Source organism: Hymenobacter segetis (genome assembly GCF_038448715.1).
Classification (GTDB): Bacteria; Bacteroidota; Bacteroidia; order Cytophagales; family Hymenobacteraceae; genus Hymenobacter; species Hymenobacter segetis.
The window spans coordinates 1-13,756 of sequence record NZ_JBCEVZ010000101.1; the positions used below are offsets into that span (position 1 = coordinate 1).

The 13,756-nt window shown below is 64.7% G+C and carries 12 protein-coding genes; 5 read left to right on the top strand and 7 right to left on the bottom strand.

What is annotated here, in order from left to right:
* From AAFH49_RS21640 to AAFH49_RS21655, 4 genes are all read right to left on the bottom strand, one after another.
* On the bottom strand, positions 1 to 294 hold a 294-nt coding region (locus tag AAFH49_RS21640; protein ID WP_342301491.1), incomplete at its 3' end, for a hypothetical protein.
* 29 nt (positions 295 to 323) lie between these two features.
* Positions 324 to 1,277: a glycosyltransferase family A protein gene (locus tag AAFH49_RS21645; RefSeq protein ID WP_342301493.1), complete on the bottom strand. Its 954-nt coding sequence runs from the start codon at positions 1,275 to 1,277 to the stop codon at positions 324 to 326.
* Positions 1,278 to 1,312: 35 nt separating this feature from the next.
* The gene (locus AAFH49_RS21650; protein WP_342301495.1) at positions 1,313 to 2,581 is read right to left on the bottom strand and encodes an MATE family efflux transporter; all 1,269 of its coding nucleotides are present in this window, start codon (positions 2,579 to 2,581) and stop codon (positions 1,313 to 1,315) included.
* Positions 2,582 to 2,784: 203 nt separating this feature from the next.
* A complete protein-coding gene (locus tag AAFH49_RS21655; RefSeq protein ID WP_342301497.1) occupies positions 2,785 to 3,774 on the bottom strand; it encodes a hypothetical protein in 990 nt (329 codons plus the stop codon).
* A gap of 192 nt (positions 3,775 to 3,966) precedes the next feature.
* Here AAFH49_RS21655 and corA point away from each other — a divergent pair, with 192 nt between their 5' ends.
* Both corA and AAFH49_RS21665 read left to right on the top strand, forming a co-directional pair.
* Entirely contained in the window at positions 3,967 to 5,172 is a 1,206-nt protein-coding gene (corA, locus tag AAFH49_RS21660) for a magnesium/cobalt transporter CorA (protein WP_342301499.1), read from the top strand.
* Between the two features lie 232 nt (positions 5,173 to 5,404).
* Positions 5,405 to 6,073: a helix-turn-helix transcriptional regulator gene (locus tag AAFH49_RS21665; RefSeq protein WP_342301501.1), complete on the top strand. Its 669-nt coding sequence runs from the start codon at positions 5,405 to 5,407 to the stop codon at positions 6,071 to 6,073.
* Positions 6,074 to 6,108: 35 nt separating this feature from the next.
* On the opposite strand, the gene AAFH49_RS21670 is transcribed toward AAFH49_RS21665, so the two are convergent.
* The 3 genes from AAFH49_RS21670 to AAFH49_RS21680 all read right to left on the bottom strand — a co-directional run bounded on the left by AAFH49_RS21670 (position 6,109) and on the right by AAFH49_RS21680 (position 10,553).
* Complete coding sequence (locus AAFH49_RS21670) at positions 6,109 to 6,297, bottom strand: hypothetical protein (protein ID WP_342301502.1); 189 nt, start codon at positions 6,295 to 6,297, stop codon at positions 6,109 to 6,111.
* 214 nt (positions 6,298 to 6,511) lie between these two features.
* On the bottom strand, positions 6,512 to 7,576 hold the full coding sequence (locus AAFH49_RS21675) for an AAA family ATPase (protein ID WP_342301503.1): 1,065 nt from the start codon (positions 7,574 to 7,576) through the stop codon (positions 6,512 to 6,514).
* Positions 7,577 to 7,790: 214 nt separating this feature from the next.
* Entirely contained in the window at positions 7,791 to 10,553 is a 2,763-nt protein-coding gene (locus AAFH49_RS21680) for a hypothetical protein (protein WP_342301505.1), read from the bottom strand.
* A gap of 134 nt (positions 10,554 to 10,687) precedes the next feature.
* Between AAFH49_RS21680 and AAFH49_RS21685 the strand changes: the two genes are divergently transcribed.
* The 3 genes from AAFH49_RS21685 to AAFH49_RS21695 all read left to right on the top strand — a co-directional run bounded on the left by AAFH49_RS21685 (position 10,688) and on the right by AAFH49_RS21695 (position 13,425).
* Positions 10,688 to 11,281 carry a hypothetical protein gene (locus AAFH49_RS21685; protein ID WP_342301506.1) on the top strand — a complete coding sequence of 198 codons (594 nt, stop codon included), beginning with the start codon at positions 10,688 to 10,690 and terminating at the stop codon, positions 11,279 to 11,281.
* 53 nt (positions 11,282 to 11,334) lie between these two features.
* A complete protein-coding gene (locus AAFH49_RS21690) occupies positions 11,335 to 11,865 on the top strand; it encodes a hypothetical protein (RefSeq protein WP_342301508.1) in 531 nt (176 codons plus the stop codon).
* 81 nt (positions 11,866 to 11,946) lie between these two features.
* Positions 11,947 to 13,425, top strand: coding sequence for an APC family permease (locus AAFH49_RS21695; protein WP_342301509.1), 1,479 nt, complete (start codon positions 11,947 to 11,949; stop codon positions 13,423 to 13,425).
* Positions 13,426 to 13,756: the final 331 nt, after the last annotated feature.

Here is a 13,756-nt window from a genome sequence, read left to right on the forward strand (position 1 = left end):
ATCCAGCACCGCGAAGGTGAGCACCGTGGCCGCCACCAGCAGCGTGCCCAGTAGCAGCCCCAGCCACGGCACGCCGGGCGCGGCCGTGTAGGCAGCCGCCAGCAGATGCCCGTAGCCGTGCAGATACAGCGGCACCGAGGGCACCGGCTTCAGCGCCAGCACGCCGCTGAAAAGCCAGGCCAGTGTGGCATCGTCGTTGGTTTCGTAATAGCTGCCGAGGCCCAGCACCGTGGCCACGCTCAGGGCCAGGGGCAGCAGCACGGTACGCACACGGGGGGCCAGCAACCAGTTCATGGGCGCAAGAACGGGACTGCGGGCGGGTTTCAGCCCAGCGGCAGGCGGGCCAGCTGGCCCAACAAGTGGTCGAGGGTGGTGGCGTGACCGGTCTGGCGCAGCAGAGCGTAGAGGGCTCGGCCCTGGGCGGCGTGGCGGTGGCGCAGGGCTTTGCGCAACTCCCAGCGCAGGCGGGTGGCCAGGGCGGCGCGCTCGGCGTAGGTGCGGGCCAGGTCGAGGGCCTTGTCGCAGACGCGCATGGTGGAGGCCAGGTAGGGGTCGTGGCGCTGGTAGGCTTTGGCGCTCATGCTGCGCGGGTGCTTGCGCTTGCGGGTGGTCACTTCGTCGAGGTAGAGAAACTGCCAGTCGCGGCTGGCACGCACCCAGAAATCGAAGTCCTCGTAGGCCAGGGTTTCGTCGTAGCCGCCCAGGCTTTCAAGGCAAGCGCGGCGCATCATCATGGTGGGCGTGCTGATGAAATAGCGCCGCAGCACTTCGGCAAAAACCCAGCCGCTGGCGGGTGCGGGCTGCAGCTGGCCGGGGCCGTCGGGCCGGTGGTGCAGGCCCAGCGAGTGGCTGGCTTCGTCAATCAGTTCGCAGTTGGAATACACCACGCCCACCTCCGGCGCGGCAGCCTGAAACTGCGCCACCTGCTGCGCCACCCGCGCTGGCAGCAGCACGTCATCGGTGGCAAAATCAATCACGAATTCGCCTTTACTCTGAACGAAAGCGGTGTTGAAGGCGCGGCAGTTACCCATGTTTTCGGGCAGCAGCAGCAGGTGCCAGGCGGGATTTTGGGCGGCGTATTCGCGCAGGATTTCGGGGCTGTCGTCGGTGCTGGCATCGTCCACGAGCCATACCTCCAGGTGCGGATAGGTTTGGGCCCGAATGGAATCCAGCGCCTCGCGCAGAAACGGCGCGTGGTTGTGGCACAGCGCCACAATAGTGACGACAGGCGCTGCGTTTAATGAAGAATGGGGAATGGGAGATGAAGAATTGGGCATAGGGATTCGGGGCAAATGAACCGAAGAAAAATTCTTCATCCTTCATGCTTCGTTCTCAAATGCCAGATTCCGCACACCAGCAGCAGCACGCCATACCGCACCGCGTGGGCCCACACCGCGCCGGCCAGCCCCAAACGCGGCAGCAGCAGCACCAGCAAGGCCGCAAAAACTGCCGCCGAGCCCGCCTGTACCGCCACGTACGGCCCCGTGCGCGCCCGGGCAGTTAGTTGGAAAATGAACAGCCAGCTCAGCAGCTTGGCCCAGTCGCCTAGTAGCTGCGGGGCCAGAAACTCCCGCGCCCCCAGCAGCCGGGGCGCAAACAGCAGCGGCAGCAGCCAGTCACGGCACACGAATATCAGGCCCAGGCCCACGGCCAGCACCGGGGCCAGCAGACCCAGCACGCCACGCAGGTAACGCCGCGCCGCCAACGGCTGCCCCGCCAGCGCCGCCAGCCGGGGATAAAACACGCTGCTCATCACCGCCCCAAATACCATGGTGTAGTTATCCGAGAGCTTAGCCACGGCCTGCCACAAATCGGTGCGCGCCGGGCCGAAAGTGGCCAGCAGATAGTCGCGCAGCACGTAGTCCACTGCCTTGCCGAAGAGCAGCGTACTCACTGCCATCAGCAGAAACTGGCTGAGCCGGCGTAGCGCCAGCCGGCTCACGGGCGCGGCCGGCCACAGGTGCCGCAGCAGCCCGGCCCGTGTCGCCAGCCCCAGCGCTGGCAGCAGCGTGAGGCCCTGCGCCACTAGGTAGGCCAGCAGCACCACCCGCAGCGGCCAGCCGCCCAGCAGCGTCGCCGCCGTGGCGGCAGTGCCCAACACCGCCAGCGCTACTGTGAGGCCGATGTAGGCCCGCAGCTTGCCGGCCGCCAATAGCACGCTACCTAGCATCGCCTGCCCGGTAATCAGCGCTATGCCCAGCATGAACACCGCCAGACTCCCCCACCCCCAGCCCAGCAGGCCGCGCGCTGCTAGCACGGCGGCCCCGGCCAGCAGCGCCGCCGCATTCAGGACCGTGGCCGCACCCAGCCAAGCACGGTAGCGCGGGCTGCCCGGCCGCAGCGGCGCGAGATACTTCACCAGGCCCACCTGCACGCCATCGTAGGGCAGGGTGGTGAGCATAGCCATCAGGTTCTGGAACTGGGCCAGCAGGGTGAGGCCACCGGCCGGCGCGTACGTCGCAAACAGCTTGTTGACGATTAGCGAGCCCGCCGCCCGTGCCATTACCGCCACGCCCGTGCCCAGTGAGCCTCGCACAAAGTGCCGGATGGGGGATTTGGTGGGGGAAGTGGTAGTGGGCATATGGGCGCAAAGAACGGAAACTCCCCTCCTTACCAAGGAGGGGATGTTCGAGGCATAGCATCGGACGGGGGTGGTTGTGGGCATTGGCCGATTTCGTATGGGAAAGCCCAACGTTCTTGTTCAACGTCACAACCACCTCAGTGTCCGCTTCGCGGCCACATCCCCTCCTTGGTAAGGAGGGGAGTTTTCGTTCTGCATCTCCCCTATAGCTCCCGCTCCCAGCTCAACCGCAGCCCCGCCACGCCGCCCAAATGCCGCTTGAAGCGCAGCAGCGACGCATTTGGCCCGGTATCAAGCGTAGAAGTACCGAGGTCGAGCACGGCCATGTTGCTGGCGCGGGCAAAAGCGTGCAGGCCCTCGTTCAGCAGCACCACCGGGCTGAAGGAATTACAACGCAGCGGGCTGGCCGGGTAGAAGTTATACAGCACTTGCTTATTCACCTGAATGGCTACCGTGAGCGCCGCCCATTCGCCATCGGCCTGGCGCACCGAGAACAGGAAATGCTCCTTCGGAAAGCGCCGAAACAGTTCCTGCACTCGCACCAGCGGCAGCGACAGCGCCTGCCCCCGCTCCTGCCGACAGGCCTGGATAAAATCATACGCCCGGGGCAGCAGAAATGGCGGCTCCTGCTCGAAGTGCAGGCCGGCGCGGCGGCACTTGTGCAGCCGGCGGCGCTCCGAAGGGTGCAGGTGAGCTTCGTAAGGCAGGGCGGGGTCGAGGTGGTAGTTCTGCTCGGCCAGGGCCACGCGGTAGCCCCGCTGGCGCAGGGTTTCGGCCAAGGCGGCGGCCCCGGCAGGGTCGTAGGCGAAAGGATAGCCGCGCAGGGCCAGCCGACGCACGCCGCGCTGGCGCAGCGCTGCTTCGGCCGTGTCCAGGATTTGGTGCAGGGCGAGCAGCGGCAAACCGGGAGCCATTTGGACGCCGCCGAACGGGGCCTGCGCGGGGCTGCGGGCTTCATCGGCGGCCGGCCCCAGGGCTACGTGCAGCTGCGCCACGGTGCGGCCGGCGGCGGGGTCTTCGAGGTAGAAGCTGAGCACCGGACCGGCCGCTTCCTGCAAGGCCTGGTGCGCGGGGCGCAGGTACAGAAACGACTCGAAGGCCAGCGGCAGGCGGGGCTCGGCTGGGCCGAGGGGGCCGCTTTCGGCCACGGCCACTACCAGCGCCGCCGCGGGGCCCGCCGCGCCCGCCTCCATTGCAACCAGAGAATCCGTACTTTTCAACGCTTAATCGTGTGGCTTTCCCGGCAAAGTACGGCACAGATTGAGTGCCCGCCGCCGGGGCCGGCAGTTGCGCCACCCGCCCAATTGGCCCAATGAAGGCATCTTCATCCTATCGCCACGCGTAAGGGCCGAAATTGCGCCTCGCTTTCGCTACTTCCCCGCTGCATGAATCCCCTCAGCTCCAATCCGCAGGCCACCCCCAACCGCTCGCCGGCCCTCACCGAGCCCGCCGGGGCGGCCCCGTACACCATTACCGACCGCGAGGCCACCCGGCAGGCCCGCGAGCAGCAGGTGGGCCAGCGCCCCGGCACGCTCAACATCCGCCCCGGGGCCCTCAAGCCGCGTCTGTTCCTGATGTCGTATGACGACAGCACGTTCACCGAGCAAGAATACACCGACCGCTACGACGAGCTGCTCGACGAGTTGCGCCAGCACCCCGAGCTCAAGCACTGGATTGACGTGCGCGGCTACGGCGACCTGCCCCTGATTGAGCAGATGATGCAGGATTTCGGCCTCCACCCCCTGCAAATGGAGGACGTGCTGAACGACTACCAACGGGCCAAAATTGACGTTTTCGACGACAACCGCCTCTTCATGGTGTCGCGCATGACGGACTTCACCCGCGACCTGGAAATTGACGACGACCAGCTCTCCATCTTCACCGGCCCGAACTACGTGCTCACGTTTCAGGACGACTACGACGACTGCCTCGACTCCCTGCGCACCCGCATCCGCAGCAATTTCAGCACCCTGCGCCGCCACCCGGTGCTCTACCTGGCCTACGCCCTCACCGACGTGGTGCTCGACCACTACTACCCCACCATGGCCGCCATCGGCGACTACATTGAGGACCTGGAAGAGGCCATTTTCGCCGATAAGCGCCCGCGCCGCCTCCTCAACCGCATCCTGCGCATCAAGAAGGACGTGGTGCGCTTCCGCCGGCTGGTGTACCCGGAGCGCGATAAAATCGCGGAAATCCTGCGCCTGCCCGAGGAAATCATGCCCGAAACCCTTAAAATCTTCTACCGCGACGCCTACGACCACGCCATCCAGGCCCTGGACCTGGCCGAGAGCTACCGCGACAACATCTCCTCCCTCACCGACCTCTACCTCTCCGACCAGGGCAACCGCATGAACGAGGTGATGAAGGTGCTCACCATCATCAGCACCATCTTCATCCCCCTGAGCTTCGTGGTGGGCCTATATGGCATGAACTTCCAGCACGTGGATGAGCACGGCCACCTGCTGCCCCGCAACATGCCCGAGCTCTACAGCCCCTGGGGCTACCCTATGGTGCTCTTCGCCATGGGCATGGTAGTGGCCACGCAGCTCTTTTACTTCTACCGTAAGGGCTGGCTTACCAATCGGTAGCCCACCACGGTGCGCTCAAATCATTCCTGCTAAGAAGTCCCGGCCATCCCGCCGGGACTTCTTTTTTTATATAATTCCCTGACGGGTAAATATTATTCCGCTAACTAGCGGCCATCTTCATCAAACCCTCATTACCTTTCCATCCATTCTTATATACCAATAGCTACTCATCCGCTTATTCGGCCCTGTCACCTCACTAAACTTTTTTCATTTGGCAACTTCTTTACTCTGCATGACTGATGAACAAATCATTACCCACCGAATAGCGGGAGTTGCCTCGCTGGCCAACGAATACCCCGGCGCAGTCATCGTGCTGAGCGGCGATTGCAGCCGGGTGCTGTATATGTCGGACTGGGGCCTGCAGGCGCTCAACACGACGATGGCCGAACTGCTGGCCCTAGGCGAAAACTACCACCCGGTTTTTTTTAATGGGGAAGAAGCGCACGAGTACGTCCCCCAGATAGCCGAGCTGCTGGAACGCAACGACCTGAGCTATGCCGTGACGTTTTTCCAGCAGGTACGCACGGGGCCGCAGCGCAGCTTTGCCTGGTACCTGAGTTCGGTGCGGGTGCTGGCCCAGGATGCCGCCGGCCGGCCCCTGCTCATCATCAGCTTCGCCACGCCCATCGACCCCAAAAGCCACATCACGGCCAAAGTGCAGCGGCTGCTCGATGAAAACACCTTCCTGCGCGAGAAATCGGCCACCTTCGCCAGCCTCACCGCCCGCGAGCGCGAGGTATTGGGCAGCCTCGCGCTAGGCCACAGCTCGCAGGACATTGCGGCGGCCTTCAACATCTCGGCCCAAACCGCCGATACCCACCGCCGCAACATCCGTCAGAAGCTGAACGCGACCAACAGCTTCGACCTGGGGCAGTATGCGCGGGCATTTAATTTGATTTGAGGCAAGGCCCGGGACCTGTGCCCGGGCTTCCCCTGCTATTCCTGCCCCGGGTTGCCGGACGGCTTGGGCTTGGTGGGCTGATGCGTGCCTTCGTGGGGCAAATGATGCTCCTGGCCTTCCCCGATGTGGATGTCGCCGCCGCCGGAATAGGGCGGGTCGGTTAGCAACGGCTGCGGGGCGGGCAGCGGGGTTTGCTCGGCGTCTTTTTCGGCAGTTTCCGACATGGGAATGGTTGGTTAGATTCGGCTGGAGTTAGCTAGGCGAGTGGGCGATGCCGGCAGCCAGCCTAAGTTGGTGCGGTACTGCTCTTTCGATGCCATTAAGGTAGCGAGAATGCTGGGACTTGGGCTTTGACGGGCCGATAGTTTTGTATCGGCGGGGTCGTACCCGGTAGGGTCTGCCCCCACCCGGACCTATGCACCGTTTCAATGATACCGTTCAACGACGAGCGGGGGCAGGCCATGCCCCTACCACGTTTTGCACCTGCGTTACCCGCTCCTCTACCGTCCCTTCCACCAGCGTGTAGGGGATATTGAAGTAGTCCAGCTGCATCAGTATCATGCCGTGCTGGAAGCTGCGGAGCGCTTCGGGGCCGCGCCAGCCGTCCTGCTCGAAGGGCACGGTGGGCGCGCACACGAAGGTGTGGGCGTAGCGCTGCCCGCACACGGCCGCCATAGCGCGTAAAGCCGGGTCGCAGCGGTGGAAATAGTAGTAGGAATACAGCGCCGTGGTGGCCGCGTTGGTGTCGCAAAACAGCACGCCGTGGGCCTGGGCGGCAGCTTCATCCTCCAACTCGGCATGGCGGCGGGCAATGTAAAGTAGGTCCTCGTAATCGAGGTTGCCGTTTTTCTGCTCGTGCAGGGTGCGGCCGTATTCGGGCACCCACACCGTGCCACAGGCCTCGGCCAGGGCCGCGCACAGCGTCGATTTGCCACTGCTCTCGGCTCCCAGAAACACCACGCGGGGCACCTCTGCCGGCGGCACCGCGCCCAGCTGCGCCGCCACCAGCGGGTGCAGGTAGCGCGCATATTGCGCCGGATTGCCCCGTACCAGCGTGCCCGATACGGGCACCCGCTCCCGGGCGGCATCCACGCTCACATGCGCTACGCCCAGCTGTTCGGCGAAGCCCGGTCCGTAGGCCTCGCTGCTGAATATTACATCGATATGCAGCCCCTGCCGGGCCAGCCACTGCCGCACAAACTCACGCTGTGTGAAGTCATCGGCCACGTCGGGTGGCACGCCATCAGCTCCGGCAGTGAGGGCGAAGATGTGCAACGGCGTGCGGCCAATATGCGGCCCGGCGGCCAGTTCATCGCCCCGGTACAGTTCGCCCAGCCACTGGGCCCGCACCGGCGCGGGCATGGTTTCCGAATCCGGATTGGCATACACCAGCACCAGCAGCTCAGCTACCTGAGCAGCGGCAGTTTCAAGCAGCAGCTGGTGGCCCCGGTGCGGCGGCCAGAACTTGCCGACCACAAGGCCGGTGCGGAGTGGTAGGGTCATGGGTTGGTGGGTTGGTGGGTTGGTGGGTTGGTGGGTTGGCGGGTTGGCGGGTTGGTTTGAGTTAAAAGAACGTCATGCTGAGCGCAGTCGAAGCATCTCTACCGCGCAAGTAATCAGGTTTAGTATTGCGGTAGAGATGCTTCGACTGCGCTCAGCATGACGTTTCTTCGATTCAGACTACTCCACCAACCCGCCAATTCACCAACCCACCACCCTACTGCGCCACCTTCAGCTCCGTGCGGCGCAGCTCGCGGCCCACGATGCGGACCAGCTGGTAGGCATCCGTGGTGGCGTCGTAGCTCAGGCCCACGCCGGGGCCGGTGCTGGGCAGCGGTGCATCGCCCAGCAGCTGGCCCTTGGCGTTGTAGAGCGACACCTGACCCGGACCCGGCTCCGTGATGGCGATGATACGCCGGCCATTGCTGAAATCGAAGAGTTGCACCGGCTTGTCGCCCGAAGTCACGAAGCGCTGGGTGAGCAGCGGGGCCACCTGCGTGGGCAGGTACACATCGAGCTGATTCCCATCTTCCCGGGTGATGACGAAGCTGCGTCCCCGCGCATCCGGCACCAAGTGGAAGCGGGCCGTACGGCTCCAGGTAGCCACCCGGCGGCGGGTAAGGATGTCGCCGCTCAGGGTGAAGGTCACCAACTCGCCGTGCTGGTTCACGGCCATCAGGTGGGTGCGGCCCAGGGTGCTGCCCGGCTGCACCAGCAGGTTGCCGGCCAGCCGCGCCCCCAGGCTCAGCGGGAAGCCGGGAAACAAGTTACCCTGCCCATCGAAGGCGTACACGTAGCCGTTCTGGAGTGGGGCCACCACCACGTCGCGCCCGCTCACGCTGAGCAGCGCGGGCTCGCCGGCCAGCGGAAAATCGAGCCGCTTGGGCTGCCAGCCGGGAAATAAATGGCCTTTGGCATCGAGCAAAAGCAAGTCGTTGCCGGCGGTGCGGGCCAGCAGGCGGGCGGGTGCATCGGGACCGGCGGGGGCGGTCAGCAGGGCGGCCACGCGCACGGTATCGGGCAGGTTGAGGGGGAACGGCAGGACGGCGCTGCCGTCGTTGGCCAGCAGGTGCAGGCGGTGGCCGGCCCCCAGCAGCAGGCCGCCCGGCACGCCTCCGCCGCTGGGCAGCAGCATCTGGCCAACAGCCAGTCCGGCCAGCGTATCAGACCACAGCACCACGTTATCGGCATTCACAAAGTGCAGGACATGGGCCGAATCCTGCACCACCACGGCTGGAATGCGGGTGCCCAGCGCGGGCAGCACCGTAGGCATTCCCACCAGTTGATGCTTGAAGTTCAGCACCCGGCCGTTGGCTGCTGCGCCGCCGGCCTGCGCCGTAGCCGGGCCCAGGTCGGGGTGACGCAGCAGCAGCTGGGTATAGTATTGAGCGTCGGGCGCAGCCTCGTTCTCAGCTGGCACCAGCTGGAAGGCGAACTGCGGGAAGCGCTTGAAAAGGGCCTCATTGCGCAACAAGCCGGCCCGGCGGTCTTCGGTGAGTACACCCAGCAGGGCGTTCCAACTGTTGCGCGTATCCACGAAAATGCTCAGACGGGCGCGGGGCAGGGTTTCCTGGAGGAAAGACACCTGACTCGGAGTCTGGGCCCAGGTGCGGCCCGCCACCACGTCGGCGAGGTAGCCGTTCAGGGTCAGCTCATCGGAAAGCACGAGGTAGTTGCCCACCAACACACCCGCATTGGCCGTCACCTCCACCGCGCCGGGGCGGGCGGGGGCGAGTAGCGGCCCCAGCACGGCCGCTTCCGAGAAGCCGACGGGGTGAATTTCATAAGCGCCCACTTTGGTAAACGCTGGCGAGTTGCCCTCGATGCGGCGCAGGCGGGCCAGCCACTGGGCCGTGCGTGCCGGCACCGGGCAGCGCACGAAGGCCAGCCGCCCCGGCCGGCTGCCAGCCGCCACCGCCGCCAGATAACCAATAGCCATTTCGCCCCCAAAAGTGGCCCGCAGACTATCCAGCGCGGCATTGCGGCCCAACGAGTCGACCAGCGGGGTGCCGGGCCGGGGCCAGGTGCGCGCTGGCTGGGCGGCCAGGTGCAGCAGCATGGCCGTGCGCGTGCTCATGAATTCGCTGAGGCCCAGCGGCTGCGCGGGCTGCCCGCTCAGCCGCTGCTGAAGCGTGCCCCGGGCCGTTTCGGGATTCGAAAACCCCTGGAGCTGCACCCGGCTGCCGTCCAGCTTCATTCCCAGCAGCCCCTGCGAAACCAGCCCCGTGAGCTGGTCGACCTGCCCGTGGGCATCGCGCCGAAACAGCACGTCGAGAAACTGCGGCAGGCGGCGGTAGTTAATCAGCAGCGAGCCATCCACGCCGCGCAGCTTCAGCAAGTCAGTAGTGCCGAAACTGGCCAGCACGGTGGGCGCATCGGGGTGGGCCAGCCGGCGTACGGCCGCCTCTACCAGGCTGGCATTGGTGCTGATGAGAAGGTGGTTGCGGTAGTTGAAAACGGTGATGCCTAACTCGGTGCGCTGCTCGGTGAGCACTGTCAGCTCCTGGCCTTCGTAGTCGCGGGTGGCGAGGCGGTAGCGGGGGTCACGGCCCAGGGTTTCGAGCAGGCTGCGCACCTGCCGGTACTCGCTCACGCGGCTCAGCGGCACTTGGTACAGCACGTCGAACTCGCCGGGGCCGGTGACGTGCACGGAGGTGATAACGAGCTTGCGGCCCAGCAGATTCAGCAGGGCGTTGCGGCGGCGGGCGTTGCCCCCGGCCAGGCTGTCGGCCAGGGCCAGGTGGCCCGCTGCCTGCTGGAAGTAGCGCACAGCCGTGAGGTTGTCCCACAGCTCGGTTTCCTGTAGGTGGCGCACCAGCGCGGGGTGGTCGAGGGTGCTCAGGACCAGCACCGCGTCGTCGGGCACCAGGGCGTAGGGGTCGACGGGCACGGCCGCCAGCGTGCGCCGATAGTAGACGTACGTGGCCAGTGTGAGCAGCAACAGCAGCGCGGTAAATAACGCCAGAAGCTTTCGGGACATGCAGGGGAAGCGGATGACGGGCGACGAAAGTACGGCGGGAAGCGGGTTGGCAGGCAAGTGGCCTGGCATCGGCTTGTTTTGGGAACGCCTCGCGCCACGTATCTTTCTGCTAAATACCACTCCCCTGCTTTTTAATGAACATTTGGCCCGCTGCATTCACTGGCAAAGCCGCCCGGGTTCTCGGCGGGCTGGCGCTGCTGGCCCAGCCGGCCTGCTTCCAGCTGCGCGAGCCCGAGCCTGCGGCTTCGGCCAGCGAGTGGATTCAGCCCACCCAGATTGACATTCTACTGGCCAATTTCACCACCGCCGTGCAAAGCGTGAACGTGGGCAACTACGAGCGCACCTTCAGCGGCCCCGACTACCGCTTCGTGCCCGACCCCACCAGCGCCGGCTCCTCGCCAGCCCTCTTCGCCAACTGGAGCGTGCCCGAAGAAACCACCTACTTCACCAGCCTGCGCCGCCGCACCCCCACCGGCACTACCAACACCCTCACCCTAAGCGGCCGGCGCGACCAGCTCTATACCACTGATTCGGCCGAAGTTTCAGCCCTTTATCAGCTCAAAATCACGCAGCAGGACACCGCCTTTCACGCCGGCGTATTGCAGGGCAACATGCGCCTCATCCTGCGCCGTCGCAACAATGAGTGGCGCATCGTGGCCTGGCGCGACCAGCGCACCACCCCCGGCCTGTGCTGGACAGATTTGAAGAAATACTTCAGCTCGCACTAAGCTTTTCGCGGCGCAAAGCTCAACCTTTCCGCCATATTCGTATATTTCGCCTCATGAAATTGCCGTCCCGTTCCACCGTCATGCTTTCGGGCATTGTGCTGATGCTGACGGTGCCCGCGTGCAATCCCTTCGCCCCGGCCCTGGATGAGGTACCCACCGACCAAAACGAGCTGCTGGGTAACCCCGTGTACGTGCGCGGCTTCTTCGACCGGTTCCGCTCGGCCTACCAATTGCGCGATTCCACGCTCTACGGCCAACTGCTTTCGCCCAAATTCAAGTTCACCTACCGCGACTTCGCCGCCAACCTGGACCGCTCCTGGACCCGCGACGTGGACGCCAACACCACCTACCGCCTCTTCCGGGCCGCCCGCTCCATCAACCTGCAATGGACGCAGTACCTGCCCAGCTCCGATACCCTGGCCTCCGACACCCTGGCCAGCGTGGAACGCTCCTTCCTGCTCACCATCGAGCAACGCGACGACGAGCGATTCTCCGGCACGGGCACGGCCCGGCTGGTGCTGGTGCGCAAAAACCGCAACGACCCGTGGCGCATGCGCAGCTGGTACGACCGCAGCGAATTTTAGCGCTTTCCGGACTTTTAATTGCGAGGCCCGCCGTCCACGGCGGGCCTTTTCGTTTTCTTTGACAAAAATCTCAGCTCTTTTATGACCGAACCTCAACCCGACCAACCGCATTTCAAGCGGGCCATCAATCTTTTCGACGCCATTATGCTGGTCACCGGCAGCATGATAGGCTCGGGCATCTTCATCGTCTCAGCCGACATTGCGCGGCAGGTGGGCAGCGCCGGCTGGCTGCTGGTGGTGTGGCTGCTCACCGGTTTCATCACCATGGCCGGGGCCATCAGCTACGGCGAGCTGGCCAGCATGTTCCCCAAAGTGGGCGGCCAGTACGTGTACCTGCGCGAGGCATTCGGCCGCCTCACGGCCTTCCTCTATGGCTGGACGCTGTTTCTCGTCATTCAAACCGGCGTAATCGCGGCCGTGGCCGTGGCCTTCGCCAAGTTCACTGGCGTGCTCCTGCCCTATTTCAGCGTGAAAAACGTGCTGTTTCAGGCCGGCAGCTTCGAGTTCAGCAGCGTGCAGTTGCTGGCCATTGTGCTCATCATCGGCATCACGGCCCTCAATGCGCAGGGCGTGCGCACCGGCAAGCTCATCCAGAACGTGCTGGGCAGCACCAAGCTGGTGGCGCTGGCGCTGCTCATCATCTTCGGCGTGGCGCTGGGGCTGAACCACGAAGCCATCGCCGCCAACTTCGCCGACCTCTGGACGGCCACCCGCTACCCGGCCCCCGGCGTGAGCGCCGCGCCGCTGCCCATCAGCGGCTATTCGCTGGTCATTGCCATCGGCATGGCCATGACGGGCTCGCTCTTCTCCTCCGATTCGTGGAACAACATCGGCTTCGCGGGCGAGGAAATCCAGAACCCCGAGCGCACGCTGGTGCGCAGCATGGCCATCGGCACGGCCATCGTCACGGCCCTCTATATCCTCATCAACATCGTGTACCTTCTGGTGCTGCCCCTGCACGGCACCCCCGAAGCCGCCACCCTGGCCGGCCGCGGCATCCAGTACGCCACCGACGACCGCGTGGCCACGGCAGTGGCCGAATCAGTCCTCGGCAAAGCCGGCGCTTATGTCATGGCCGTGCTCATCATGCTCAGCACGTTCGGGGCGAATAACGGCATCATTCTCAGCGGCTCCCGCGCTTACTTTGCCATGGCGAAGGACGGCCTGTTCTTCCCCGGCCTGGCCCAGCTGAACGGGGCGGGCGTACCGGGCCGCGCCCTGTGGGCGCAGTGCCTTTGGGCCTGCCTGCTCTGCCTCAGCGGCTCCTACGGCCAGCTGCTCAACTACGTGATGTTCGCCGTAATTCTGTTTTACGTTGTCACCATCATCGGCATTTTCGTATTGCGCCGCACCCGGCCCGAGGCCCCGCGCCCCTACCGCGCCTGGGGCTACCCGCTGGTGCCCGGCCTCTACGTACTGCTGGCCAGCGCCTTCTGCATCATCCTGCTCATCGCGCCTGACACGGCCGAATTCTCGCGCCGGGGCCTGGGTCTGGTGGCGCTGGGCCTGCCGGTGTACTTCCTGTTTGGCCGCCGCTTCGGGGGCAAGGTTGAGGCGTAGCGCTAATTTTGTCATTCCGACAAAGGAGGAATCTGAGGAGAATACTCTCCGGATTTATCCAGATTCCTCCTTCGTCGGAATGACAACCTTTCATTTTAATGGCACAAAAAAGGCCTCCCATTGTGGGAGGCCTTTTTTCATTTGATATCCTGACCGAAAACCTAGCGGCGCTTGCGGCTGGCTTTGGCGCGGGGCGTGAGGGTCACGTTCACGGGCTTGCTGCCAGTGTTGCGTACTTCTTCATCGTCGTAGCCGCCGTAGCCGTAGATGAGGGTGTTGTCGCCGCTGGGTACTTCCATGGTGTAGTTGCCATTGGCGTCGGTGCTGGTGC